General features: G+C 49.2%; 25 protein-coding genes and 1 pseudogene. All 26 read left to right on the top strand.

The window, feature by feature from the left end; genetic code table 11:
- Positions 1-22: 22 nt before the first annotated feature.
- The 26 genes and pseudogenes from BMW43_RS06350 (at position 23) to infB (ending at position 25,600) form a co-directional block, all read left to right on the top strand.
- Positions 23-2,062: a chemotaxis protein CheA gene (locus tag BMW43_RS06350; protein WP_177173484.1), complete on the top strand. Its 2,040-nt coding sequence runs from the start codon at positions 23-25 to the stop codon at positions 2,060-2,062.
- Positions 2,063-2,083: 21 nt separating this feature from the next.
- Positions 2,084-2,560: a chemotaxis protein CheW gene (locus BMW43_RS06345; RefSeq protein ID WP_245732244.1), complete on the top strand. Its 477-nt coding sequence runs from the start codon at positions 2,084-2,086 to the stop codon at positions 2,558-2,560.
- A gap of 45 nt (positions 2,561-2,605) precedes the next feature.
- Positions 2,606-3,226: a chemotaxis protein CheC gene (locus tag BMW43_RS06340; protein ID WP_091744900.1), complete on the top strand. Its 621-nt coding sequence runs from the start codon at positions 2,606-2,608 to the stop codon at positions 3,224-3,226.
- Positions 3,226-3,711 carry a chemotaxis protein CheD gene (locus BMW43_RS06335; RefSeq protein WP_091744898.1) on the top strand — a complete coding sequence of 162 codons (486 nt, stop codon included), beginning with the start codon at positions 3,226-3,228 and terminating at the stop codon, positions 3,709-3,711. Before BMW43_RS06340 ends, BMW43_RS06335 begins: the two co-directional genes overlap by 1 nt.
- A 16-nt stretch (positions 3,712-3,727) precedes the next feature.
- Positions 3,728-4,057: a hypothetical protein gene (locus BMW43_RS06330; protein WP_091744896.1), complete on the top strand. Its 330-nt coding sequence runs from the start codon at positions 3,728-3,730 to the stop codon at positions 4,055-4,057.
- A 24-nt stretch (positions 4,058-4,081) separates the two neighbouring features.
- On the top strand, positions 4,082-4,840 hold the full coding sequence (locus BMW43_RS06325; RefSeq protein ID WP_091744894.1) for a FliA/WhiG family RNA polymerase sigma factor: 759 nt from the start codon (positions 4,082-4,084) through the stop codon (positions 4,838-4,840).
- A gap of 25 nt (positions 4,841-4,865) precedes the next feature.
- Positions 4,866-6,464, top strand: coding sequence for a flagellar assembly protein A (locus BMW43_RS06320; protein ID WP_091744892.1), 1,599 nt, complete (start codon positions 4,866-4,868; stop codon positions 6,462-6,464).
- Between the two features lie 144 nt (positions 6,465-6,608).
- A complete protein-coding gene (locus BMW43_RS06315; RefSeq protein ID WP_091744890.1) occupies positions 6,609-6,932 on the top strand; it encodes a hypothetical protein in 324 nt (107 codons plus the stop codon).
- A 132-nt stretch (positions 6,933-7,064) separates the two neighbouring features.
- Positions 7,065-7,529, top strand: a complete 465-nt coding sequence (locus BMW43_RS06310) for a DUF6115 domain-containing protein (RefSeq protein ID WP_143050577.1) — start codon at positions 7,065-7,067, stop codon at positions 7,527-7,529.
- A gap of 187 nt (positions 7,530-7,716) precedes the next feature.
- Positions 7,717-8,427 (top strand): 30S ribosomal protein S2, encoded by a 711-nt coding sequence (rpsB, locus tag BMW43_RS06305; RefSeq protein WP_091744886.1) that lies wholly within the window; start codon positions 7,717-7,719, stop codon positions 8,425-8,427.
- A 229-nt stretch (positions 8,428-8,656) separates the two neighbouring features.
- A complete protein-coding gene (gene tsf, locus BMW43_RS06300) occupies positions 8,657-9,304 on the top strand; it encodes a translation elongation factor Ts (protein WP_177173477.1) in 648 nt (215 codons plus the stop codon).
- Between the two features lie 107 nt (positions 9,305-9,411).
- Positions 9,412-10,137 carry a UMP kinase gene (pyrH, locus tag BMW43_RS06295; RefSeq protein ID WP_091744884.1) on the top strand — a complete coding sequence of 242 codons (726 nt, stop codon included), beginning with the start codon at positions 9,412-9,414 and terminating at the stop codon, positions 10,135-10,137.
- Complete coding sequence (gene frr, locus BMW43_RS06290; RefSeq protein ID WP_091744882.1) at positions 10,137-10,694, top strand: ribosome recycling factor; 558 nt, start codon at positions 10,137-10,139, stop codon at positions 10,692-10,694. The genes pyrH and frr overlap by 1 nt, the downstream gene beginning before the upstream one ends.
- A gap of 3 nt (positions 10,695-10,697) precedes the next feature.
- Positions 10,698-10,898, top strand: coding sequence for a hypothetical protein (locus BMW43_RS06285; protein WP_091744880.1), 201 nt, complete (start codon positions 10,698-10,700; stop codon positions 10,896-10,898).
- Between the two features lies 1 nt (position 10,899).
- Positions 10,900-11,067 carry a 4Fe-4S ferredoxin gene (gene fdxA / locus BMW43_RS06280; protein ID WP_091744878.1) on the top strand — a complete coding sequence of 56 codons (168 nt, stop codon included), beginning with the start codon at positions 10,900-10,902 and terminating at the stop codon, positions 11,065-11,067.
- A gap of 61 nt (positions 11,068-11,128) precedes the next feature.
- Positions 11,129-11,908 (top strand): undecaprenyl pyrophosphate synthase, encoded by a 780-nt coding sequence (gene uppS, locus BMW43_RS06275; RefSeq protein ID WP_091744876.1) that lies wholly within the window; start codon positions 11,129-11,131, stop codon positions 11,906-11,908.
- Positions 11,909-11,944: 36 nt separating this feature from the next.
- The gene (locus BMW43_RS06270) at positions 11,945-12,772 is read left to right on the top strand and encodes a phosphatidate cytidylyltransferase (RefSeq protein ID WP_091744874.1); all 828 of its coding nucleotides are present in this window, start codon (positions 11,945-11,947) and stop codon (positions 12,770-12,772) included.
- A gap of 51 nt (positions 12,773-12,823) precedes the next feature.
- Complete coding sequence (gene rseP, locus BMW43_RS06265) at positions 12,824-13,855, top strand: RIP metalloprotease RseP (protein WP_091744872.1); 1,032 nt, start codon at positions 12,824-12,826, stop codon at positions 13,853-13,855.
- A gap of 195 nt (positions 13,856-14,050) precedes the next feature.
- Positions 14,051-15,127 (top strand): annotated as a pseudogene (ispG, locus tag BMW43_RS06260) (flavodoxin-dependent (E)-4-hydroxy-3-methylbut-2-enyl-diphosphate synthase); the annotation flags it as partial.
- A gap of 2 nt (positions 15,128-15,129) precedes the next feature.
- Positions 15,130-16,830, top strand: a complete 1,701-nt coding sequence (locus BMW43_RS06255) for a proline--tRNA ligase (RefSeq protein WP_091744868.1) — start codon at positions 15,130-15,132, stop codon at positions 16,828-16,830.
- A gap of 127 nt (positions 16,831-16,957) precedes the next feature.
- On the top strand, positions 16,958-20,623 hold the full coding sequence (locus BMW43_RS06250; protein ID WP_091744866.1) for a PolC-type DNA polymerase III: 3,666 nt from the start codon (positions 16,958-16,960) through the stop codon (positions 20,621-20,623).
- Between the two features lie 247 nt (positions 20,624-20,870).
- A complete protein-coding gene (gene rimP, locus BMW43_RS06245; protein WP_091744864.1) occupies positions 20,871-21,329 on the top strand; it encodes a ribosome maturation factor RimP in 459 nt (152 codons plus the stop codon).
- Positions 21,330-21,358: 29 nt separating this feature from the next.
- Entirely contained in the window at positions 21,359-22,402 is a 1,044-nt protein-coding gene (nusA, locus tag BMW43_RS06240) for a transcription termination factor NusA (RefSeq protein ID WP_091744862.1), read from the top strand.
- Positions 22,403-22,416: 14 nt separating this feature from the next.
- Positions 22,417-22,683, top strand: coding sequence for an RNase P modulator RnpM (gene rnpM, locus BMW43_RS06235; protein ID WP_091744860.1), 267 nt, complete (start codon positions 22,417-22,419; stop codon positions 22,681-22,683).
- A complete protein-coding gene (locus tag BMW43_RS06230; RefSeq protein ID WP_091744858.1) occupies positions 22,680-22,988 on the top strand; it encodes a L7Ae/L30e/S12e/Gadd45 family ribosomal protein in 309 nt (102 codons plus the stop codon). The genes rnpM and BMW43_RS06230 overlap by 4 nt, the downstream gene beginning before the upstream one ends.
- Positions 22,989-23,038: 50 nt before the next feature.
- Positions 23,039-25,600: a translation initiation factor IF-2 gene (infB, locus tag BMW43_RS06225; RefSeq protein ID WP_091744856.1), complete on the top strand. Its 2,562-nt coding sequence runs from the start codon at positions 23,039-23,041 to the stop codon at positions 25,598-25,600.
- Positions 25,601-25,789 lie beyond the last annotated feature (189 nt).

Raw genomic sequence — 25,789 nt, 5'->3', positions numbered from 1 at the left:
AACTTCAACGGAGGTGTAAATGATGGATCTCAGTCAATATATGGGAATGTTTCTAGAAGAATCGCGTGAACATCTGCAAACCCTGAACCGCTGCCTACTGGATCTGGAGAATGATCCGAGTGACTTGTCAGTGTTGGATGAAATTTTTCGCAGTGCCCATACCATTAAAGGTATGTCGGCTACCATGGGATTCACCACGGTTGCTGAACTTACCCATGAAATGGAAAATGTACTGGATTTATTGCGGAAAGGTCAATTAAAAGCCGATCATTCAATTATTGATACGGTTTTTAAATGTGTGGATACGCTGGAGCAACTGGTGGAAAGCATTGCGAGCGGGGATGAAAATGGACTGGATATCAAGCCGCTGATTGCTAAGCTTAAAGCGATTGCCAGCGGGGAAAGCGTGGCGGAAGCTGTGCAGCCGGTTGAGCCGGTTGCCGGCAATAATGTGGTGCTTGATGAAACTGAACTGGAAGTGGCTAAAAAGGCTAAGGCCAAAGGGCTGCAGACAGTCGGTGTTGATATTGCACTGCGCGAAGGCTGCCTGTTAAAATCAGCCAGAGCGTATATGGCCATGAGCGCCTTGGAAGAGTTAGGCGATGTCATTAAAAGTACGCCTCCGGTAGAAGATCTGGAAAAAGAAAATTTTGGCCTTAGTTTTCAGGTGATCCTGGTGACTGATGCCGAAGCTGACAAAATTCAGCAGATGGTGCTTGGCATCTCGGAAATTGAAACGGTGGAAGTAAGGCCCTGTGATTTGACGGAGGCTCAGCCGGAACCGGCAGCGCAAATAGCAGCTATTCCTGCCAAGGAAGCGGCACAGCCTAACCCGGCGGTCAAAGCGCTGGTGGAGGAAAAGAAAGAAAAATCAGTTGCGGTACCGGCCCATGCTGATAAAAAACTAAAGGGTGGCCAATCGGTCCGGGTGGATATTGACAAATTGGACAACCTGCTTAATCTGGTAGGGGAATTAGTTATCAATAAGACCCGTCTGGAACAGATTGGACTGACCCATCGTTTAACCGACTTAGTGGAAACAATCGAGCAAATGGACCGGGTGACTACCGATTTACAGGCTGTGGTTATGAAAGTGCGGATGGTGCCCGTCGGCCAGGTTTTTAACCGTTTTCCGCGAATGGTCCGCGACCTCTCCCGCGATCTGAACAAGGAAGTCAACTTGATTATTCAAGGGGAAGAAACCGAGCTGGACCGTACGGTTATTGATGAAATTGGCGACCCGCTGGTCCATTTGCTGCGCAATGCGATTGACCATGGGATTGAGCAGCCCGAAGCCCGTCAGGCAAAAGGCAAGGACCCCATTGGTGAAATTCGCCTGATTGCCCGTCACGAGGGAAACAATGTCATCATTATGGTTGAGGATGACGGCAACGGTATCAATCCGGACGCGCTCAAACAGAAGGTAGTGTCTAAAGGACTACTCAGCCAGGCGGAAGTTGACAAAATGGATAACAACGAAGCTGTCCGTTTAGTCTTCTTGCCCGGATTTTCCACTGCTGAAGTGGTTACCGATGTATCCGGCCGGGGTGTAGGCATGGATGCAGTAAAGAATAAGATCGAGTCGTTAGGCGGCATGGTTGATGTAGAGACCAAAGTGAACGAAGGCAGCCGGTTTAAAATCCGTTTGCCGCTGACGCTGGCGATTATTCAGGCCCTGCTGGTGAAAGTAAGCGAAGAAATTTACGCTATTCCTCTGGGCTCGATCGACAGTACGATCAATATCACACCCAGTGATATTAAAACCATCCAAAACAAGGAAGTCATATTGTTGCGGGGGCAGATTATTCCAATCGTCCGCTTAAATGACAGACTGAATATACCTACATCGGCCGGTGAGGAACCGGAAGAGCTGTTTGTGGTTATCGTACATATGGGTGATCAGCGTGCCGGAATTATTGTGGACAATTTAATCGGGCAGCAGGAGATTGTTATTAAATCGCTAGGCAAGTTACTGGCCGGCATCAAAATCATTGCCGGAGCCACGATTTTGGGTAATGGCCAGGTGGCTCTTATCCTTGATGTCGGTTCATTGATGCAATAGTAAAGAAAGGAGGCGGCAGGTATGACAACAGAAATGATGGCTGCTGATGCGGCAACTTATTCGAGCAACGAAGTCCAGTTGGTTGCTTTTAAGCTGGGGCGGGAAGAGTATGGTATCGATATTTTGCAGGTACAGGAAATAAAACGGATGACCGATATTACCAGAGTTCCGCATACCCCGGAGTATATTAAAGGTGTCATTAATTTGCGCGGCAGTGTTCTTCCCGTCATTGATTTAAAGACCAGGCTTGACCTGCTGGAACAGGATTATACCGATGATACCCGGATCATCATTGTTAAGGTGGATGAAATTGCCGTGGGAATGATTGTGGATGCCGTTTCGGAAGTTATGGCAATTGATCAGGAGCAGATCGAGGTTTCTCAGGAAGCGGTCGGCGGGGTTTCGACCAACTATATCAGCGGCGTAGGCAAGCTGGAGAACCGCTTGATGATTTTACTGAATTTAGAAGCGATTATTGGTATTAATCAAGATATGTAATGGAGTCTTTTCAGCGGCTCTAGTTATTTAAGTGGGGTGGCAGTATTGTCCGAAGATATTTTGAAATTGTCAGCTATGCAGCTTGACGCGCTGCGGGAGGTTGGCAATGTAGGCGCAGGAAATTCCGCGACGGCGCTATCGCAAATTATAAATCGGAAGATTGACATGACGGTCCCGCAGGTTGCGATCATGCCGCTGGGGGATGTGCCGGATGTGGTTGGCGGACCGGATGCCATGGTGGCCGGTGTATATTTACGGGTCTTTGGTCCGGCGCCGAGCAGCATTTTATTCCTGTTGCCCAGAGAAAGCGCTTTTTATTTGGTGGATATGCTCATGGGGCGTGAGAGTGGCTATACCAAGTCATTAAGTACGATGGATGAGTCGGCGCTTATGGAAATTGGTAATATTTTGGCAGGTGCCTATTTAAATTCCCTATCGCATTTTACCAAATTGACCTTGCTTCCTTCCATTCCCGCTCTGGCTATGGATATGGCCGGCGCTATATTAAGTGTCATTTTAATTCAGTTAGGACAGATGGGTGACCATGCGTTAGTCATTGAAACCGAGTTTACGACAGAGACAGAAGGCGTTAAAGGACACTTCTTCCTTATTCCTGATCCTGGATCGCTAGACACCATTATGGCAGCAATAGGGGTGAAGGGATAATGTCAGAGTTAATTAAAGTCGGCATGGCTGACTATAAGACCGGCAAGAATCCCAGCAGCTTAATTAGCTATGGTCTTGGTTCTTGCGTAGGGATTGCCATGTATGATGCTGTCAGTAAAATTGGCGGGTTAGCCCATATTATGCTGCCGGACAGCACCCAAGCCCGTTCTACTGAGAATCCGGCTAAGTTTGCCGATACGGCGCTGCCGCTTATGTTGGACGAAATGTTAAGGCTGGGGGCTAGCAAATCCCGGATTACCGCAAAAATTGCCGGCGGAGCGCAAATGTTTACCTTTGCCAATGCTACCGACATTATGCGGGTAGGTGAAAGAAATTCGGAAGCTGTTAAGAATATTTTAAGGAAGATCGACGTTCGTATGATCGCCGAGGATACCGGCGGCAATTATGGCCGTACGGTAGAACTGAAACTGGAATCCGGTATCTACCGGATCAAGACGATTGATAAAGGTGAAAAGGAATTGTAGTCAAGGGGGGATGAAGGTGTTCAAGCTAAAGTTTGCGGCTTGCTTGGCACTCCTTGTAGGGACCCTAACTGTTATAATTGGCTTTGTGCACGATGCCAGACCGCTAACCTTATTGTACCGTACTGCCATATCCCTGGTTGTATTTGGCATAGCCGGCTATGTGATTGGCAGTATTGGGGAAAAGTTTCTATCCCGTTTGGCGGTCACGCCCTCTGATTCCGGCATTCACGATGCTGCTATGCCCGGTGAGCCTCATACGGAACAAGAAGAGGCTTCGTCTTCCGCCCCATTTACTCCGTTTACTCCTGACAACTTGGCACGGATTATAAAAAAGCAGATAGAATGAAGTAGTTGGGGGTTGTAGCTCGTTATGAGAGAAAAAAGCCAAAGCGGTGATTTGGAAATCAATACATGGTGGCTGGAATACCAAAAAAACAGGCAGCCCGATATACGCGAAAAAATTATCGAAACCTATTTGCCGCTGGTTAAGGTGGTTGGCGGACGGATGGCCATATCCCTGCCTTCTCATGTGGACAGGGATGATTTGATTAGTAACGGTTTTTTCGGTCTGCTTGATGCGATTGAACGGTTTGATCTGGCCAGAGGCATCAAGTTTGAGACCTATGCGGTTACCAGGATACGGGGGGCCATATTGGACGCTATCCGGGCGCAGGACTGGGTGCCTGCTACGGTGAGGCAGAAGGCGCGGCAATATGAACAAACGGTAGCCAAGCTGGAGGCCAGTCTGGGGCGATCGGCTTCCGATGCGGAAGTGGCCGGGGCACTGGGTGTTAAACTCGAAGATATGCATACCTTGCTAAGTCAGCTCAATGCCACAACGGTGATCCCACTGGAGGAATTTGCTAAGGCTGAGACTATGCCGGCCCAATTGTTAAACCCCACCCAGCATATTGAAGCGGAAGAAGTGAAGGAAACCTTAGCCAAGAGTATTGCTAAATTACCGGAAAAGGAAAAATTGGTAGTTAGCCTTTATTATTATGAAGAGTTAACCCTTAAGGAAATTAGTCACATTATGAATTTAACTGAGGCCCGAATTTCTCAGCTTCATACAAAAGCGATTTTTCGTTTGCGCGGTGCACTTTCCCGCCTGAAGGCCTCTTTGCTGTGAGACATGAATAATAGGGGGCTGTCCTATGTCTGAGAATGTAAATGTTCTAGAAAATTCGATCGATGGCTACTTTCAGGTATCTTTACAGGAAGATGGTTGCTATTTGACGGTATTCCCGCCTCGCGATGGTGGTGTGCCGGTTGATGAAGCATTGATTTTTGAAGAGTTGAATAAACGTGAAATAAACCATTGTGACAAGGTATTGGTTCAACAAGTGATCCGGGAGGCAGCCGGGAAGAGCATCCTGATTGCTCCGGCTGAGGCTGAACCGGTTATTCGCGTGCTGGTTTCGCGGGATAAGATGGAGGCTACCCTGCAGATTGAGGTGCAGGGACCAGTGCGACCGGCGCTGCAGGATAAAGTTATGGAGCAAATCGCTAAAAGCGGGGTAACCTTTGGCGTTGACGCCGATGCTATCCATACAGCCATTAATCAGCCTGGACGGGAAATTATTTTTGCCCGGGGTCAGCAGCCAATACATGGGAATAATGCATATATACAGTATTTTGTGTCGACGGAAAGCCAGGGCCGTCCGCTGGAAATGGCGGATGGCCGGGTAGATTTTAAAAATCTCAATCTGTTTACTGTGGTGCAGCCGGGCGACTTGCTTGCTCAGAAATATCCGGCCACGCAGGGTGAACAAGGCATTAACGTGCTGGGACAGGTGTTGCCGGCCAAACCGGGCAAAGACTTGCTGCTGCCGATGGGGAAAAACGTGGAAGTGGGAGAGCCTAATCAATTGGTGGCTTCTATCGCCGGTCAGGTACAGATTGTCAATAAAAAGGTCAGTGTCATTCCGCTTATTGAAATAAAAGGGGATGTGGATTTTTCGACAGGCAATATTGAATTCGTCGGCAGCGTCAATATTCGTGGCTCAGTGCAGCCGGGTTTTTTCGTAAAGGCCGAAGGCAATGTAGATGTGGCCGGTACGGTCAGCGGCGGGATTGTGGAAGGAAAAAACGTTATCATTAAGAGAGGTATTCAGGGAATGAGCCGCGGCTACATTCATGCCCGGGAAAATCTGATTACTCAGTTTATTGAAAATGCGACGGTCAGTGCCGGCAATGAGGTACAGGTCAGTGAGGCTATTCTACATTCCCGGGTCAGCGCCGGCAAGAAGGTTGTAGTGGAAGGAAAACGCGGTTTGATTACCGGTGGAACCATTTCGGCTGGGGAGGAAATCCGGGCGCAGAATGTGGGGAATCATATGGCGGTACCTACGGAACTGGAGGTTGGTGTCAATCCGCCTCTGCGGGAGGAGTACCAGAATTTGCGTACGGAAATCCGCAAGGTGGAGGTCAGTCTGGATCAGACCCAAAAGGCGCTGACCATTCTTAAAGCAATGAACCAGAATACGATGACACAGGATAAACGGGAAATGATGCTGAAGCTGACCAAAGCTCAATTTCATCTGGTAGGGCAGCTTGGTAATATGCGCAAACGCTGGGAGGAAATCGAAGCGGCGTTGGAAGAAATGAAGGCGGGCCGGATTAAGGTGGCCAATACTCTTTATCCCGGTGTAAAAGTTATTATCGGGACCTTGATTAAGCCGATCAGGGAAACCGTTCAATTTGCCTGTTTATTTGCCGAAGACGGTGAGATAAGAGTCGGAACTTTCAAATAAATAGCATCTTATCAGCCTTAATCCAGTGAATATTGGCTTTTATTTTCCGCATCTTTCCCCCTTGAGTTGCGAAAAATAACCTCGCCATGATCCTACCTTTTAAGGCTGACAAAGTATTAAGTATTAGCTTGTGAGGTGGGGAACGTGAACATACGGCCTATGGACCTGCAAGTACTGATTCCGCGCACGACGGAAGTTGCCAAAAATCAGAACAACATCAATCAGCAAAATGTGGTTGCATCGGAACAATCGGCAGCGGAATGGCAGAAACTATCTACTGCTCGGCAACAGCAAATTCAACATACACCGAAAAGCGAAGGCGGCAGAGTTAGTGAGCGGGGAGGGCAAAAACAGCCAAGCGGCGGGCACTCTTCCCGTGGCGGCGCGCCCGGGAGCGGCCAACCGGAAGACGATGAGCTGCTTGCCGATGATCCCGTGCGGGGGCATACGATTGATATAAAAACCTGATAAAAGTATGCAAGACATGGCAGGGCGAAGTTTACAGTGATTAGAGGTGGTTTTATGTCCGGAAGTACGATGGTTACAATAGCAGTACTTCTTTTTTTTGTATTTTTTATTTTTTATAAAAGAGATTTGGTTATGCGGTTGTTTTCCGTGGAGGCCCAGACCCCGGCCAATGAACTGCAGGAGCGGTTGGAACGGACGGCCGATAACGTAATCTGGCGGTTGGAGGAAAAAATCGCCTATTTGGAGGCCTTGTTGAAGGAAGCCGATCAAAAGATTGAACTGCTGGAAAGCAAAGTGGCGAGGGATGTCCAGGACGAAAAGGGTGACTCTCCGGTTCCTGAGATATCCTTTATGCCGCCGGCAAGGGCCGCCTCATTGTATCAGCAAAACAGCCTTCAGCCGGCGAAAGACAGACAGGAGGAACAACCCCGGCCGGAGGCTCCGGCGATGGAATCCAAGGGGAGACCTATTCCGCAGGATAAGCACAAAGTTATTGTCGCCATGGCCGAACAAGGCTTTAATGTTACCGAGATAGCCAAAGCAGTGGGCATGGGCAAAGGTGAAATCATGCTGGTGTTGCAACTGAATAAGAAGTGAGGTTTTTTTGCATAATATACATGAAAAATCTAGAATGATACTTGTTCTGCCTAAAGAGTTATGGTATACTAATTTTTGGTGTAAATCACACACGCATTTCAATTTTGTACTGTGCCATTAATGCTCTATCAATGGTGAAAACAAAAGATGCGAAATGCGGCGGAAAATTAACAGGAGGTGGCATGTTATGTCAGTAATTTCAATGAAACAGCTTTTAGAAGCAGGTGTACACTTTGGACACCAAACCAGAAGATGGAACCCCAAGATGGCTCCGTACATTTTCACGGAGCGTAACGGTATCTACATTATCGATTTGCAGAAAACCGTTAAAAAGGTAGAGGACGCGTATAATTTCGTACGTGAAATCGCTGAACAGGGTCAAACCATTCTGATGGTGGGCACCAAAAAACAAGCACAGGAGGCTGTCAAGGAAGAAGCCAGCAAGTGCGATATGTATTATGTTAATGAAAGATGGCTGGGAGGCATGTTGACTAACTTCCAAACCATTCAAAAACGGATTAACCGTTTAAAAGAATTGGAAGATATGGAAGCCAACAATGTGTTTGATGTATTGCCGAAGAAGGAAGTCATTGCTCTTCGTCATGAAATGGAAAGACTTCAAAAATTCCTTGGTGGTATCAAGAACATGAAGAAACTTCCCGGCGCTTTATTTATCATTGATCCCCGCAAAGAGCGTATTGCCGTTGCGGAAGCGAAAAAACTGGGGATTCCTATCGTAGCGATCGTAGATACCAACTGCGACCCCGACGAAGTAGATTATGTGATTCCTGGTAATGATGACGCGATTAGAGCTGTTAAACTTTTAACCGGCAAAATCGCTGATGCCATATTGGAAGGTCGTCAAGGCGAGCAGACAGCTGAAGCTGCAGCTGAGTAATTTTAACATAGTGCCGTGTATTACTTACGGTTGAGACAAGTTCGCAAGAATTTTTTCGTCCTGCGAGGCGGAGGAGCCGCGCATATCGGAAATATGTGAGGCGACGACAACGAAACAGGGCGGAAAAAGGCTGTGAACTTGTCCAAATATGTAAGTGATGCACGGCACTAAAGGTAAGGGGCGGTATGGTTATGACCCTTACCTTTACTAGTAGACAGGAGGATTTTACGTGATAACAGCAGGAATGGTAAAAGAACTGCGCGAGCGTACAGGCGCAGGCATGATGGATTGCAAAAAGGCGCTCAACGAAACCCAGGGGGATATGGATAAAGCCATTGACTTCCTGCGGGAAAAAGGACTGGCCGCTGCGGCCAAAAAGGCGGGCCGTGTGGCAGCCGAAGGTTTGGTGGAATCCTACATACACGGTGGCGGACGGATTGGCGTACTGGTAGAAGTTAACTGCGAAACCGACTTTGTGGCAAAAACCGAAGGATTTAAAGCGTTGGCCAAAGATATCGGCATGCAAATTGCTGCCGCGAATCCCAGCTATGTAAGACGGGAAGAAGTGCCGGCTGAAATCATTGAGCACGAAAAAGAAGTGCTGCGGGCTCAGGCATTAAATGAAGGAAAACCGGCTAATATTGTTGAAAAAATGATTGTCGGCCGTGTTGAGAAGTTTTATAAGGAAGTATGTTTGATGGAACAACCGTTCATCAAAGATCCGGACAAAACAATTTCTCAATTGGTGACCGAAAGCATTTCTAAAATTGGTGAAAATATTTCCATCAGAAGATTTACCAGATACCAACTTGGTGAAGGTATCGAGAAAAAAGCGAATGATTTTGCCAATGAAGTTATGGCGGCTGTAAAAAAATAAGAGAACACGGTTTGTGTTCTCTTTTTTTGAAAGTACTTTTTCTATAAAAAGGTATTACTGTGGATTTCGTAGAATGTATTTAATTCATGAGAGTTGGGTGAACATAAGTGAGTGCCGCAAAATATAAGCGTGTAGTGTTAAAACTGAGTGGTGAAGCATTAGCCGGAACTAAAGGCTACGGAATTGATCCTGTCATTGTGGACACCATTGCCCGTGAAATTAAAGGCATCAAGGCTGCCGGGCTGGATTTGGCTATTGTGGTAGGGGGCGGTAATATCTGGCGGGGCCTGGCCGGCAGTGCAAAGGGAATGGACCGGGCCACCGCTGATTATATGGGGATGCTGGCAACTGTGATGAACTCACTGGCTCTTCAGGATGCGCTGGAAAATTACGATGTGGATACCCGGGTGCAAAGCGCGATTGAAATGCGCCAGGTGGCTGAACCATATATTAGGCGGAGAGCTATTCGTCATTTGGAAAAGGGCCGGGTTATTATTTTTGCTGCCGGGACCGGCAACCCCTACTTTTCAACCGACACAACGGCTGCGCTTCGGGCTGCCGAAATTGAGGCTGATGTCATCCTGATGGCTAAGAAAAACACGGACGGTGTATATGATTCTGATCCCCGTCACAATCCGGATGCTAAGAAATTCAAGGAATTGGAATATATCGAAGTATTGCAAAGAGGTCTTGGCGTTATGGATGCCACGGCTACCAGCCTGTGTATGGACAACAAGATTCCCATTATTGTGTTTAGTATTGATGAACCCGGCAATATTCTAAAAGTGGCGCTGGGTGAGGATATTGGTACTGTTGTGGGAGGACGAAAATAATGTTAAAAGAAATTTATACTACCCATGAAGAAAAAATGAAAAAAGCTCTGGAAGCCTTGCGTAAGGATTTGGCTTCCCTGCGAGCCGGCAGAGCTACGCCGGCACTGCTGGACAAAGTGCTGGTCGATTACTACGGTACGCCGACACCGGTCAATCAGGTAGCCAATGTTTCTGTGCCTGAGCCGCGGCTGATTACGTTGCAGCCCTGGGAAAAATCAATGCTTGGTCCAATTGAAAAAGCTATATTGAAATCTGATTTAGGCCTTACGCCAAACAGCGACGGGTCTGTTATCCGGTTGAATATTCCGCAGCTTACGCAGCAGCGCCGTACTGAACTGGTGAAAATGGTCCACAAAAAAGCGGAGGATGCGCGGGTAGCTGTGCGCAATATCCGACGTGACGCCAATGACGGTATTAAGAAGATCGAAAAAGAAAAATCTGCATCGGAAGATGAAACCAAAAAGGCGCAGGAAGATATGCAGAAATTAACGGATAAATACATAAAAGAAATTGATCAGGTTATGGGGTCAAAAGAAAAAGAAATTATGGAAGTGTAAGCCGTGTATTATGTAGGATGGTCTTTAGAAGCGGCAGCCCTGGCTTTGCGGGAAAAACAGTTTGCCTTTGAAGTCGTGACAACCAGCCCGGTGAAAAAAACCGGAGCCGGCCCGGGGCCGCTTTATGTGGTGCGTCAACGGGAAAAAGAAGATGGAAGTTATTCTTTAGTCGTTGCTGCGAAAATGGAAAAGGAGGTGCAGTAATATGGCTTATAAAATTCAAGATGAATGTATTGCCTGCGGTTCTTGCGCCGGTACATGCCCGGTGGGTGCTATCGCGGAAGGCAACCCGATATATGTTATTTCCGATGAATGCGTAGAGTGCGGCGCCTGTGCGGCGGTTTGTCCGGTTGGTGCTATCGTAGCCCCCTAATTGGAGCCCCCTCTTGTGAGGGGGTTTATGTTTCATATGCATTTATTTGGAGGTCACTTTTGTGTGGAAAAAGTGGTTTGGAAAACAGCAAGTACAGGTAACTGGACAGGATTTATATGACAAGCTGGATAAGGACAATCTGCCTGAACATGTTGCTGTGATTATGGATGGAAACGGGCGATGGGCCCAAAAAAAGGGGATGCCCCGTACTTACGGGCACAGTGCGGGTGTGGAAGCACTGCGCAAAATTGTTACGGTAGCTTCCGATATAGGGTTAAAGGTACTTACCACCTATGCGTTTTCCACGGAAAACTGGAAAAGGCCGGTGGAAGAAGTTGATTTTCTAATGAAATTATTTTCCGACTTTCTTGATAGCGAAATTAATGAATTGCATAATAAAAGGGTGCAAATTCGGTTTATCGGCAAGCTGGACGAATTAGCGCCAGCCTTGCAACATAAAATGGAAAAAGCGCAGGACCGTACCAGACACAATCCGGGACTTATTTTGAATTTGGCCGTCAATTATGGCGGACGGGCCGAATTGGTGCGGGCTGTTCAAATAATTGCCGAAAAAGTGCAGAACGGCAACTGTACGCCGGCGGACATTGATGAAAGCCTGATAAAAAAATATTTATATACAGCCGATCTGCCTGACCCTGATTTACTCATTAGACCTGGCGGTGACTGCCGTATCAGCAATTTCTTATTATGGCAATTGGCCTATACGGAAATCTGGCTGACCGGCATGAATTGGCCGGATTTTGGACCGGAGCAATTTATTCAGGCACTTCAGGACTATCAACAGCGGGAGCGGCGGTTTGGCGGCCTGAGAAAGACATAGGGCGTGAGGATACAGACAGGAAAAAGTAGGTGGATTATGTTCAGTAAACGGGTTTTAACAGCAATTATCGGCATACCGGCCACCATCTATATCATTCAGTATGGACAGTGGCTGTTTTTCGCGACTATTGCCCTGTTAGCAGTAGCAAGCTGGCATGAATTTTGTACCATGCTGCGCGTCAAGAAAACAAAACTTGCCTATTATCCGGGATTTTTCGGCATACTACTCTTATTAGGGTGCGCTTGGCTGGGCAATCCGGATGAAACGATGGGAGTGCTGTTTATAACTATTTTGTTGCTATTGGGTAAAATGGTTATTGGTCATAAGAATTTTTCCGTACAGGAAGCGGTATACAGCATATTTGGCATTGGTTACATCGGTCTGGCGTTTTCCTATTTAATTTTATTGCGTTCGCTGCAGTTGACTCATCCGTATCCCACCCTGTGGGGATCGTTGTCGGCGGGCATTGTTTATCTATGGTTGCCCTTTATCGGAACCTGGGCCAATGATACGGCCGCTTTTTTAGTGGGATCGCGCTGGGGAAAACAAAAATTGTGCCCAGCCATCAGCCCCGGAAAAACAGTAGAAGGAGCGCTTGGCGGGCTGGTCGGCAGCGTAGCTGCCTTGGCGGGGATCGGCAGTCTGGTATTTGGTATTCCCGTGCTGCATACTGCTCTGATCGGTTGTCTGGTGGGCGTGGCGGCGCCTGTCGGTGACCTGGCTGAATCGGCGTTCAAACGTTTTTGCGGTGTAAAGGATTCGGGCAGTCTGTTGCCGGGACATGGCGGTGTGTTGGACCGGTTTGATAGTATAATGTTTACGGCTCCTCTCGTATATTATTATATACAACTTTTCCTGATCTGAAGGTTAACAAGGGGTACCCCAATAACAATTGAGATGATAGGGGGAATTTTATTGTTTACAACCGTTATAGCTAGTATTTTCGTTTTCGGTGTATTGATTTTCGTACACGAACTGGGACATTTTATGACGGCCAAATGGGTTGGCATGCGGGTTGACGAATTTGCTCTTGGTTTTGGCAAAAAGCTGATTAGCTTTCGCCGCGGCGAGACGCTGTATTCGCTGCGGATGATTCCCCTGGGCGGTTTCAATAAGATCGCCGGCATGGACCCGGACGAAGAGCAGGATGAACGTTCCTTCGGTGCGAAACCAATCTGGGCGAGAATATTGGTTATTGTAGCCGGTTCGGCGATGAACTTTCTACTGCCGGTGCTTTTGTTTCTGATTGTATTTCTTAGTGCAGGAATTGATAATGTATCGGATCAGCCGATTATCGGCAATATCTTTGCCGATAAACCGGCGGCCAGAGCGGGGCTGATGACTGGCGACCGGATTGTCAGCGTTAACAATGAAAAAATTGATTCCTGGCGTCAGTTTGTTACGCTGGTTCAAAATAGCGGACAAAAACCGTTAAGCATTCAGTTTGAACGGTCTGGAACAACAAGCCAGGCAGAAGTGGTGCCTGAGTTTGACAACAAAGCCAACCGGGGAATTATCGGTGTTATGCCGCAGATTGACAATTATCGCCCTGGTTTCTTTGAATCGGTAAAACTGTCGGTTGTGCAGACTTATACGGTTACGGCCGCCATGATCACTGGCTTGCTTCAAATGGTTACCGGGCAGGTGGCTGCCGAAGTGGCCGGCCCGATCGGCGTGGCTCAAATGGCCGGTGAAGTGGCCCAGCTTGGGTTTATTCCGCTGCTACAATTTGCCGCTTTCCTAAGCCTTAATTTGGGTCTTTTAAATTTGCTGCCCGTACCGGTGCTGGATGGCGGCCATGTGGTGGCGCTGATGCTGGAAGGAGTACGCGGTAAATCCTTAAGCCGGGATAAAATGCAGTTTTTACAAATGATTGGTTTTGCTTTGCTGCTGTTACTTACCTTGGTTGCTACTTTTAAGGATATAGCAAAGCTGAAATTATTTTAATCCGGCCGTAGAGCGTGCTTTTAACTAACGGAATGATTCATGGCGAGTGATTTTTGCGCCAGACGCGGCAAAATTTTTCAGGAATAGCAGCCCTATTCAAAAAAATTTAACGGGGTATGCAATAAAAAAGTGTCGTCAGGGACCGTTACGGATGGCTTAAAAACACGCTCTGGTGCGGACTATGAAAAGAGTGGAACTATGCAGAGAAAAGTGACCAGACAAATTCGCATTGGCGCGGTGCCGGTCGGCGGTAGTGCGCCAATTTCCGTGCAGTCGATGACTAATACCAAAACTCACGACGTAGCGGCCACAGTAGCTCAAATCCGGCGTCTGGTGGAAGCGGGCTGTGATATTGTCCGTCTGGCCGTGCCGGATATGCCGGCAGCCGAGGCCCTGTTCGATATTAAGCAGGAGCTGCCGGCAGTGCCTTTGGTGGCCGACATCCATTTTGATTACCGGCTGGCTCTGGCTTCGCTGGAGCGGGGGATTGATGCTTTGCGGATCAATCCGGGCAATATTGGCGGCAACGACAAGGTCGCCCTGGTGGTTAAGGCTGCTCAAAGCCGCCATATTCCGATTCGGATCGGCGTTAACGCCGGTTCGCTGCCGGCCGATATCGTGGCCAAGCGCGGCGGGCATCCGACCCCGGAAGCTATGGTGGAAAGCGCACTTCGCCATGTACGCATTTTGGAGGAGCATGATTTTCAGGATATAAAAATTTCCCTGAAAGCTCACGATGTGCCGATGACCATCGCTGCTTACCGGCTGATGTCCGAAGCTGTTGACTATCCACTCCACCTGGGAATTACCGAGGCCGGTACCGTTACCAGTGGTGTGATTAAATCGGTGGTCGGCATCGGCGCCATGCTGGCCGAGGGGATTGGCGATACCCTGCGGATTTCCCTGACCGGCGATCCGGTGGAAGAGGTGCGGGTCGGCAACGAGATATTAAAAGCGCTTGGTTTGCGCGAATACGGACCTGTTCTGATATCCTGTCCTACCTGCGGGCGCTGTAACATTGATCTGGCCGGCATTGCGGCAGAGGTGGAACAAAAACTTGCCGTTATTAAAAAACCGCTCAAAATTGCCGTGATGGGCTGTGTGGTTAACGGTCCGGGCGAGGCCAGGGAGGCTGATTTCGGTATTGCCGGTGGCGCCGGTCAGGGCCTGGTTTTCCGCAAAGGGGAAATCATCAAAAGAGTGGCCGAACAGGATCTAGTGGCCGAACTGTTTAAAGAAATAGATAAGCTTGTTGTTGAGGAGGAGCAATAATCATGCGCATGTCACATTTATACGCACCTACATTACGGGAGACTCCGGCCGAAGCGGAAGTGGTGAGCCATCAACTGATGCTGCGGGCTGGTATGATGCGGAAAGCAGCCGGCGGCGTGTATACTTATTTGCCGCTGGCCTGGCGTGTATTGAAAAAAATTGAACAGATTGTCCGGGAGGAAATGGATGCCAAAGGTGGTCAGGAACTACTGATGCCTATCGTTCAGCCGGCAGAAATGTGGCTGGAGACGGGTCGCTGGCATGTATACGGAGATGAAATGTTCCGCTTGAAAGACCGGCATGACCGGAATTTCTGCCTGGGGCCCACTCACGAAGAAATGATTACTACCCTGGTGCGTACCGATGTCCGTTCTTACCGGCAGCTTCCTTTGCTGCTGTACCAAATCCAGAATAAATACCGTGATGAAATACGGCCCCGTTTCGGCCTAATGCGCGGTCGCGAATTTATCATGAAAGACTTATACTCCTTTGACCGGGATGAAGCCGGTCTAAGCGAGAGCTATAACAAAATGTATGATGCCTATTCCCGGGTGTTTTCCCGCTGCGGTTTGACCTTCCGGGCGGTAGAGGCTGATGCCGGTGCCATCGGTGGCAGCGGCACCCATGAATTTATGGTGATTGCCGATTCCGGCGAAGCGGCCATTGTCTACTGCACAAGCTGTGATTATGCCGCTAATGTGGAAAAAGCCGAGTTGAAAGCCTTGCCGGCTGTACCGGAAACACCGCAGGAACTGGCTGCCGTTGATACGCCAGCCATGAAATCCATTGCCGATTTGACCGCCTTTTTAGGGGTTACAGCCGATAAAACCATCAAGGCTATCGCTTACCGGACCGAAAAGGAAACTGTGCTGGCTTTGGTGCGCGGTGATCATGAGGTTAACGAAATCAAGCTGAAAAACAGCCTGAACTGCCTGGCACTGGATTTGGCCGGCGATAAAGAGCTTGCTGCTATCGGCAGTGTGGCCGGGTTTATCGGCCCGGTGGGCTTGAAAAACGTCACCGTCGTTGCCGATGCTTCGGTCATGAATCTCAGCAATGCCGTATGCGGTGCTAACCAGATGGATAAGCATTATATTCATGTAAATCCGGGACGGGATTTTACCCCTGCTATTGTTACCGATTTGCGGCTGATTACCGAAAGTGATCCCTGCCCGCACTGTGACGCCGCCATCAAAACAGCCCGCGGCATTGAAGTCGGTCAGGTATTCAAGCTGCATACCAAGTACAGTACCTCCCTGAAGGCCACTTACCTTGATGAAAATGGCAAGGAACAGCCGATGGTCATGGGTTGCTACGGCATCGGCGTAAGCCGTACCATGGCCGCCGCCATTGAACAGCATAATGACGAACATGGCATTATCTGGCCTGTGGCGATTGCTCCTTACCATGCTGTGGTTGTGCCGATTAGTACCAAGGATCAGGCCCAGGTGGCTCTGGCGGAACAGATCTATGCCACCTTGCAGGCTGCGCAGGTGGAGACTGTGCTGGATGACCGGAATGAGCGGCCGGGCGTTAAGTTCAAAGACGCTGATCTCATTGGTTATCCGTTGAAAATAACGGTAGGACCCAAGGCGGTCAACGAAGATACTATCGAAGTAAAAATAAGACGCACCGGTGAAGTGTTATACTACCGCTTAGAAGGCTTTGCCACCAAAATCAAAGAACTATTAGCAACATTGTAAATAGTCCGAAGAAGCGTGATGTAATGTTTATATCACGCTTCTAATTTGTCTTTTTAGTCTTTTTAGAGTATCAAAGAAAAACGGTTTTTATGGTACAATGGAAGTGTTAATGAATGGAGAGATAAGAATGCACAACTATTGTATAATCCCTGATAGTTGCCGGACGCTATATGAATTTATATCCGATGTTCCTGTTGCGGCAGAAGAGCAGGAGCTCTTGGCAGCGGCCAAGGTGGCCAGTGTCAATGTCAACACCGGTGCCAATGCCTGGGATCTGGTGCTGACTGTCCCATGTCAGCTGCCGGACAAGCTGCTCAATCTTGTGGCCCGGAAACTGTGCCGGAACTGCGGCTTGAAAAGTGTAAGCTTCACCCAGCAGATGTCGAATCTGGAGGAGTACCTGGCCCGGGAATGGACTTCCTTTATCAGTCTGATCGCGCAGGAGACTCCGGCCGTTAAACATATACTGATTCATGCTGCCTGGAAGGTGGAGGGCCATACGTTAACCATTGAAACGTCTGGGGATCTGTCGGGGCAATTGATGGCCAGCTATGGGGTTGACCAAACGATACGGCAGTTTATTCTAAAGAAGTTTGGTCTTTCCTACCGGGTGGAGATACTGTCGGGCTTGCTTAGCGAAGAGGTAGCCAGCGAGGAAGACTATCTGACACCGGAATATATGGAGGCTCTCTCGGAAAGTCTAAACAGCCGGGAGAAAAAGAAAAAGGACAGTCCGGTTATTTTCGGCAAGCCAATTAAAGGGGATGCTCAGGCTATTCATGAAGTACAGGATGAGGCCCGCAATGTGGTGTTTGCCGGCGAGCTGGTCGGTTTTGAAACCAGGGAGCTGCGGTCAGGCCGTTTTCTGCTTACTTTTGACTTGAGTGACGCGACTGATGGCATCAGCGGCAAGGCGTTCTTTGATGAACAGGAGCAGTTTAACCGGATCAGCGGTGCCTTGGCCCAGGGAATGCTGGTCAAAGTGAAGGGAACTGTCCAATATGACAAATTCTCCAAGGATTTAGTGCTGTTTGTCGACAGCATGTGCCGCTTGGAAAAGACCGAACGTATGGACGACGCCGAGCTGACCCGGGTGGAATTACACGCCCATACCCGGATGAGCAATATGGATGCCGTTGTTTCGGTGAAAAAACTGATTCAGACGGCCGCCCGCTGGAATCATCCGGCTATTGCCATTACCGATCACGGTGTGGTCCAGGCCTTCCCCGAAGCCCATGAAGTGGCCGCTAAATGCGGAATTAAAGTGATTTACGGTATGGAGGGGTATTTGTTTGATAACGAAATCAACCGTTCCTACCATATTGTTATTTTAGCGAAAAACAGCGTGGGACTGCGTAATCTGTATCGTCTGGTATCGCTCTCCCATCTGAAATATATGCACCGGACACCGCGGATTCCACGGACAGCCCTGATCGAACACCGGGAAGGACTGATCCTGGGATCGGCTTGTGAAGCGGGCGAATTAATCCGGGCTATTGTCAACCAGGCCAGTGAGGAAGAACTTTTAGAAATTGCTTCTTTTTACGATTACCTGGAAATTCAGCCGATTGCCAACAATGCATTCCTGGTAAGAGAGGGCAAAGTAGCCGATGACGAAGGACTGCGCCAAATCAACCGCAAGGTCTGTGAATTGGGGACAAAACTGAACAAGCTGGTGGTTGCCACCGGTGACGTTCACTTTTTAAATCCCGAAGACGAAGTGTTCCGGCGGATTTTGATGGCCGGCAAGGGCTTTGCCGATGCTGATCAGCAGCCGCCGCTTTACTTCCGCACCACAGCGGACATGCTGGATGAATTTTCCTATTTAGGCAAGCAAAAGGCCCATGAACTGGTGGTGGACAATCCCCGCCAGATCAGCGAGTGGTTTGAAACTTTCAAACCGATTCCAGACGAACTGTATTCACCGCAAATTCCCGGCGCCGAGGAACAAATCCGCTCCATGTCGTACCAAAGAGCGCATGAACTGTATGGCGACCCGCTGCCGGAAGTAGTGGCTGCCCGCCTGAAGTATGAACTGGATGCTATCATCAATAACGGGTTTGCCGTACTGTATCTCATTGCGCACAAGCTGGTTAAAAAATCGCTGGATGATGGCTATCTGGTCGGGTCCCGGGGGTCGGTCGGTTCTTCCTTTGTGGCTACGATGACCAGTATTACTGAAGTAAACCCATTGCCGCCCCACTGGCGTTGCACGGCTTGTTTGTACAGTGAATTTGTTACCGACGGCAGTGTAGGCGGCGGCTATGATTTGCCTGACAAAGATTGTCCTCATTGCCAGCGGCCAATGGAGAAAAATGGACATGATATTCCGTTTGCCGTTTTCATGGGCTTCCACGGTGACAAGGTGCCTGATATCGACTTGAATTTCTCCGGCGATTATCAGCCGGTAGCCCATAAATATACGGAAGAACTGTTCGGCCGGGACAATGTATTCCGGGCCGGAACAATTGCGACAATTGCCGATAAAACCGCCTATGGCTTTGTTAAAAAGTATTTTACCGAGAAGAATATTTCGGTCCGTGATGCCTACATCAACGGTCTGATCAACGGCTGCACCGGCGTTAAACGGACCACCGGCCAGCATCCGGGCGGCATTATGGTCGTACCCCGCGACATGGATGTACACTATTTTACCCCTATTCAGCATCCGGCCGATGATGCCAAGTCAGGTACTATAACCACCCATTTTGATTACCACTCGATCAGCAGCCGGCTGGTCAAGCTGGATATCCTCGGTCATGACGATCCGACCGTGATTAGAATGCTGGAGGATTTAACCGGCATTGATGCCAAGCAAATTCCCTTTGACGATAAAACTACGATGAGTCTGTTTTCCTCAACAGAAGCGCTCAATCTGACACCGGAAGAACTGGGCAGCCAGGTGGGAACGTTCGGCATTCCCGAGTTTGGCACCAAGTTCGTTCGCCAAATGCTGGAAGATACGACGCCGAGTACCTTCAGTGAGCTGGTGCGGATCAGTGGCTTTTCCCACGGCACCGATGTCTGGCTCAACAATGCCCAGGATTTGATTAAGGCAGGCACAGCTAAATTGTCCGAGGCCATTTCAGCCCGCGACGATATTATGATGTACCTGATACATAAGGGATTGGAGCCGCAGTTGGCGTTTAAAATCATGGAGGGCGTTCGTAAAGGGAAGGGCGTAAAGCCGGAAGATGTGGAAAAAATGAAGGCCAACAATGTACCGGAGTGGTATATTGAGTCCTGTCAAAAAATCAAGTACATGTTCCCCAAGGCCCATGCGGTGGCTTATGTTATGATGGCTTTCCGCATTGCCTATTGCAAAGTGCACTATCCGCTGGCCTTTTATGCCTCCTATTTCACGGTCCGGGCTACAGAATTTGACGCCGATATTGTCGTTCAAGGTGAAAAGGTGCTACGCAGCCAGTTGGCCGATTTTGAGCAAAAGGGCAATATGATGACCGCCAAGGAAAAAGGCATGCAGACTATTTTTGAAATGGCGCTGGAAATGTATCTGCGCGACTTTAGCTTTAGACGGGTCGATCTGTATTCTTCCCACGCGACGAAGTTTCTTATTGTGGACAATGGTCTGCTGCCGCCGCTGGCTTCCCTGCAGGGACTGGGTGACTCGGCTGCCCAGAATATTGTTCAGGCCCGCGGGGAACGGCCCTTTTCCTCGGTGGAGGACATCCGGGTGCGGGCCCGTGCCTCCAAGACGGTTATCGATATATTGCGCAATCATGGCTGCCTGAATGACTTACCGGAAACTGACCAGATCATGCTGTTTGCCTAAGCAGGAGAATGTTAAAATCTGTGATGCCGGTGTTGTAAATCATATCCTATGGTGGTATAATTGATAAGGTATAATTTTGTTTACGCAGCTAAGAGTGGGATGTCAGCCCACTCTTTCCTCTTAATTACTGCTATTGACCTGCCAAATACAGGGTATAAGGGTGCGGGTTATTAGGCAACACTAAAAAGAGCAGGTATGTTGCTGCTCAATACCCGCAAGTGGCTACAAACGGTAGGGGGTTATCTATTTGTCGAAAGAACAGATCGAAAATTTGGTGGAAGGCTTGGTTAACGATATCATCGCTTCAACGGATTTGGAAATGGTGGACGTTGAATATGTGAAAGAACGCGAGTGGTATCTGCGTGTCTTTCTTGATAAAGAAGGTGGTTTGGAAGTTGAAGACTGCCAATGGGTTAGCGAACGCCTTGAAAACAAGCTCGATGAGCTTGATCCGATAAAAGACAGCTATTATCTGGAAGTTTCGTCGCCGGGTATTGACCGGGCACTCAGAAAAGAACGTGATTTTGTCCGCCATAGCGGAGAAGTGGTGGAAATAAGCACCTTTGCTCCGATTAACGGGAAGAAAAGCATCGTAGGTACCTTAATCGGCTTAACCGATGGAAATATTCATGTCGATGTGGCTGGCACCGAAGTGATTGTGGCGCGGGAAAAAGCCTCTCAGGTCCGGCTGCACATTGACTTCTAATTAGTTAAAATTGAATAGGGGGAATTATAGTGAACGCTGAATTTATGCAAGCATTTGAGCAGTTGGGAAAGGAAAAGGGAATTGCACCGGAGATCTTATTTGATGCAATTGAAGCAGCACTGATTTCAGCTTATAAAAGAAATTTCGGTTCGGCGCAAAACGTCATGGTATCGCTTGACCGGCTAACCGGCGAAATCCATGTGTACGCCCGCAAAAATGTTGTGGAAGAGGTTACCGACAGCCGCTTGGAAATGTCGTTGGCCGAGGCAAAAAGCATTGATCCTCGCTATGGTCTGGAGGATATTATTGAAGTGGAAGTAACGCCGAAGGATTTTGGCCGCATTGCCGCGCAAACGGCCAAGCAGGTGGTTGTGCAAAGAATCAGGGAAGCCGAGCGGGGCATTATCTATGAAGAATTTTCCAACCGGGAAAGTGATATACTGACAGGCATTGTCCAGCGCATGGAGCAAAAAAACGTATTCATCGATTTGGGCAAGGCGGAGGCTATTCTGGCGCCGTCCGAACAGATTGCCGGTGAAACCTATCGTCACGGCGACCGGTTGAAAACCTACATAATTGAAGTGAAGAAAACGACTAAGGGGCCGCAAATCCTGGTATCCCGTACACATCCGGGATTACTCAAGCGTTTGTTTGAATTGGAAGTGCCGGAAATTCATGACGGTGTGGTGGAAATCAAGTCGGTGGCCCGCGAACCGGGGCTGCGTTCGAAAATTGCCGTCCATTCCCGCGATGAAAATGTTGATCCCGTCGGCTCCTGTGTCGGGCATAAGGGGATGCGCGTGCAAACCATTGTCAATGAGTTGAAGGGTGAAAAAATCGATATCGTTAAGTGGAGTGTTGACCCGGCCAAATATATTTCCAACGCCCTAAGTCCGGCCAAAGTGGTATCCGTCGAGGTGAATGAGGCGGAAAAAATCTCTAAGGTGATTGTTCCCGACTACCAATTGTCACTGGCGATTGGCAAGGAAGGACAAAATGCCCGCTTGGCCGCTAAGCTGACCGGCTGGAAAATTGACATAAAAAGTGAATCCCAGGCCCAATCCGCCATATAGGGAGGGGAGTGGCTATGCAGAAGAAAAAAATCCCGCAGCGTATGTGCGTCGGCTGTCAAGAGATGAAAAGCAAGAAAGAATTACTCAGGATTGTCCGTACGCCTGACGGCAGTATTGTTTTGGATGCCACCGGCAAAAAAGCCGGACGCGGCGCTTATATATGCCCGTCGGAAGAATGCTTTACCAAAGCCATGAAGCAAAAACGCATAGAGAAAGCGCTTAATCAGCCGATTGAGGCGGCCGTATACGAAGCCTTGCGCGACGGAATAACGAAAATATGAAAGAACAAAGAGTGATGTCGCTCCTGGGGCTGGCCCAAAAGGCCGGTAAAATCGTGTCAGGCGAGCTGGCGGTGGAAAAAGCCGTCCGGTCAGGCAAAGCGAAGCTGATCGTAGTCGCGGCCGATGGTTCGGACAATACCAAAAAAGCCTATCAAAATATGGCAGCTTACTACAAACTGCCTTTTTACGAGATACTGTCCAAGGATGTATTGGGACAATGCATCGGAAAACATAACCGTGCGGCACTGGCCGTCATTGATGAAGGCTTCAGCCGGTCATTAGACAGCATATTGAACGGGAAATGAGAGTTTTACCGGATGTGCCTTCGGGAGAGAACGAAAATGGGGGTGGATTGATGTCCAAATATAGAATATATGAATTAGCTAAGGAATTTAATACAACCAGTAAGGTGATTATGGATATTCTGGCACGCAACAATATGGCGGCCAAAAATCATATGAGCAGTGTGGACCAGGAAGCAAAACAAATTATTGACCGTACCTTTGCCCGCAAAATTGATCAGCCGGCTCCGAGCAAAGCTCCGTCAGCACCGGCGGTGCCGGCGGCCAGACCGGAGTCAGCCCGGCCGCAGTCAAGACCGGGAGCTGTAGATGCACCACGGCGGGACCTGAGGAACGAACAGCCCAATCGCCAGCAGCAGGGAGAACAGCGTCCTCACCAGCCTAATCGGAATAACGGGACGTTCCAGCAACAACGTCCACAACAAGCTGCTCAGGGCAATCAGCAGCGTCCGCAGCAACCTTTTCAGGGAAATAATCAACAGCGTTCGCAGCAGGCCAACTATGCGAGACCGCAGCGTCCGCAGCAAAGTGGCGGCCCCAATCAGCAGCGCTCACCGCAGCAAGGTTCACCAGCTCATTCACAGCAGCGTCCGCCTTATCAGGGGCCGCGTAACGTGGGTGGCACGGAGCAGCATAGTGATAACCGGTCGAATAACCGGGGACCATCTGAACAGCGTAACAACAACACAGGTAACTCAGGCAATCGTTTTGCCGGGCAGGGCCAGCAAAAACAACAATATAGCAACAACAATAACTTTAATAAGAATAAACCGCATGGCGCAAACCGGCAGCAAAACCGCTCGAATCATGCCGGCAGAAACGCCCATCGTTCACCGCAGCCTGTACAGCCCAAGGTGGAGCCGCCGAAACCGAAGAATATCAAGCTGGGCGAGTCCATCATTGTTAAGGAGTTGGCCAGCAAGATGGGCCGTGAAGCCAGTGAAGTCATCAAAAAGCTGATGATGCTTGGCGTGATGGTCACCATCAACCAGGAAGTCGATTTTGATACGGCATCGTTGGTTGCCGCTGATTTTGGTGTAACAGTGGAGGCTTTGCCACCGGAAGAGGATCCGACGGAAATTCCTGAAATTGAAGATGACGAATCGCAATTAGTGATAAGACCGCCGGTTGTAACGGTTATGGGTCATGTCGACCACGGCAAGACCTCGCTGCTCGATGCCATTCGCCAAACCCGGGTGACCCAGCAGGAAGCCGGCGGCATTACACAGCATATCGGAGCTTATCAGGTTATCTGTCAGGGTAAAAAAATCGTATTCCTGGATACCCCCGGTCACGAAGCGTTTACTGCTATGCGGGCCCGTGGTGCTCAGGTCACCGATATCGCCATTCTGGTGGTGGCCGCCGATGACGGCGTTATGCCGCAGACCATCGAGGCAATTAACCACGCTAAGTCGGCCAAGGTGCCAATTATTGTCGCCATCAATAAAATGGACCGGCCAGGTGCTAATCCGGATAGAGTCAAGCAGCAACTTGGCGATCATGGACTGGTGCCGGAGGACTGGGGCGGCGAGACCATCATGGTGCCTGTCTCGGCCCATCAGAAAACCGGTATCGAAGAACTGTTGGAAATGATTCTGTTAATGGCGGAAGTGCAGGAAATTAAGGCTAACCCCAATCGGGCCGCCTATGGCATTATTATCGAGGCCGAGCTCGACAAAGGCCGTGGTCCGGTGGCTACCGTACTGGTGCAGAAGGGGACGTTGCGCATTGGTGACTCCATCATTGCCGGCACCGCCTTTGGCAAAGTACGGGCGATGGTCAACGACCGAGGCGAGAAGGTGAAGAAGGCGGAACCTTCGACACCGGTGGAAGTACTGGGATTGGCGGATGTGCCGCAGGCTGGTGACATTTTAGTGGCTGTTGACGAAAAGACGGCCCGGGCAGTCGCCGAGAAGCGGATTGCCAAACGGCGCACCGAAGAAATGCAGCAGTCTCAGAAGGTGTCGCTGGATGACTTATTTAAACAAATCCAGGAAGGAAATATTAAGGATCTGAACATTGTCATTAAGGCCGATGTGCAGGGTTCAATTGAGGCGCTGCGCCAATCGCTGCTTAATCTCAATACCGGCGAGGAAGTGCGCGTTTCCATCGTTCATGCCGGTGTCGGTGCGATCAACGAGTCGGATGTCATGCTGGCTTCGGCCTCCAATGCCTTAATCATCGGTTTCAACGTCCGCCCCGACGGCAATGCCCGTAAAGCGGCGGAAAGCGAAAAAATCGATATTCGTCTCTACCGGGTTATTTATGAGGCGATCAATGATGTGGAAGCGGCCATGAAGGGGATGCTGGCGCCGGAGTATAAAGAAGTGGTGCAGGGACGACTGGAAGTTAGAAAGGTCATTTCCGTCCCCAAAACAGTGGTGGCCGGGTCCTATGTACTGGAAGGCAAGATTACCAGAGCCTCTCAAATTCGTGTCGTCCGCAACGGTGTTGTAGTGCATGAAGGTGAAATCGAAGCGCTTCGTCGCTTTAAAGACGATGTCAAAGAAGTGGCCGCCGGTTATGAATGCGGCATTTCGGTTGAGAAATTCCGTGATATCAAGGAAGGCGACATTATCGAGTCCTTTGTCATGGAGGAAGTAAAGAGAGACTAGCACTTTACCGTTTTGGATTCTGTAAATGCCGGCAAATCGCGTTTCGCCAGCATTATACAGTTTCTAGTACCTTGGCACCTCTAAAACGCTAGAATGGCGTGGTCATATTTTGCAGCACAAGGCGGAGGAACGAGGCATACCGGATGTATGCCGATGGCCGACAAAAGCAGTGCTACGGAATATAGACTG

Source organism: Propionispora vibrioides, assembly GCF_900110485.1.
Classification (GTDB): Bacteria; Bacillota; Negativicutes; order Propionisporales; family Propionisporaceae; genus Propionispora; species Propionispora vibrioides.
The sequence above is the reverse complement of the archived record's forward strand: the minus strand, read 5'-3'. Positions and strand labels throughout refer to the sequence as shown.

What these genes read in the sequence shown, in the direction of transcription:
- rpsB (WP_091744886.1), top strand. Translation starts at nt 7,717, where the DNA reads ATGTCAGTAATTTCAATGAAACAGCTTTTAGAAGCAGGTGTACACTTT.
- rnpM (WP_091744860.1), top strand. Translation starts at nt 22,417, where the DNA reads ATGCAGAAGAAAAAAATCCCGCAGCGTATGTGCGTCGGCTGTCAAGAG.
- BMW43_RS06255 (WP_091744868.1), top strand. Translation starts at nt 15,130, where the DNA reads ATGCGCATGTCACATTTATACGCACCTACATTACGGGAGACTCCGGCC.
- BMW43_RS06310 (WP_143050577.1), top strand. Translation starts at nt 7,065, where the DNA reads ATGCGGTTGTTTTCCGTGGAGGCCCAGACCCCGGCCAATGAACTGCAG.
- BMW43_RS06345 (WP_245732244.1), top strand. Translation starts at nt 2,084, where the DNA reads ATGACAACAGAAATGATGGCTGCTGATGCGGCAACTTATTCGAGCAAC.
- BMW43_RS06325 (WP_091744894.1), top strand. Translation starts at nt 4,082, where the DNA reads ATGAGAGAAAAAAGCCAAAGCGGTGATTTGGAAATCAATACATGGTGG.
- infB (WP_091744856.1), top strand. Translation starts at nt 23,039, where the DNA reads ATGTCCAAATATAGAATATATGAATTAGCTAAGGAATTTAATACAACC.
- BMW43_RS06350 (WP_177173484.1), top strand. Translation starts at nt 23, where the DNA reads ATGGATCTCAGTCAATATATGGGAATGTTTCTAGAAGAATCGCGTGAA.
- BMW43_RS06320 (WP_091744892.1), top strand. Translation starts at nt 4,866, where the DNA reads ATGTCTGAGAATGTAAATGTTCTAGAAAATTCGATCGATGGCTACTTT.
- BMW43_RS06250 (WP_091744866.1), top strand. Translation starts at nt 16,958, where the DNA reads ATGCACAACTATTGTATAATCCCTGATAGTTGCCGGACGCTATATGAA.
- BMW43_RS06335 (WP_091744898.1), top strand. Translation starts at nt 3,226, where the DNA reads ATGTCAGAGTTAATTAAAGTCGGCATGGCTGACTATAAGACCGGCAAG.
- BMW43_RS06230 (WP_091744858.1), top strand. Translation starts at nt 22,680, where the DNA reads ATGAAAGAACAAAGAGTGATGTCGCTCCTGGGGCTGGCCCAAAAGGCC.
- frr (WP_091744882.1), top strand. Translation starts at nt 10,137, where the DNA reads ATGTTAAAAGAAATTTATACTACCCATGAAGAAAAAATGAAAAAAGCT.
- BMW43_RS06270 (WP_091744874.1), top strand. Translation starts at nt 11,945, where the DNA reads ATGTTCAGTAAACGGGTTTTAACAGCAATTATCGGCATACCGGCCACC.
- fdxA (WP_091744878.1), top strand. Translation starts at nt 10,900, where the DNA reads ATGGCTTATAAAATTCAAGATGAATGTATTGCCTGCGGTTCTTGCGCC.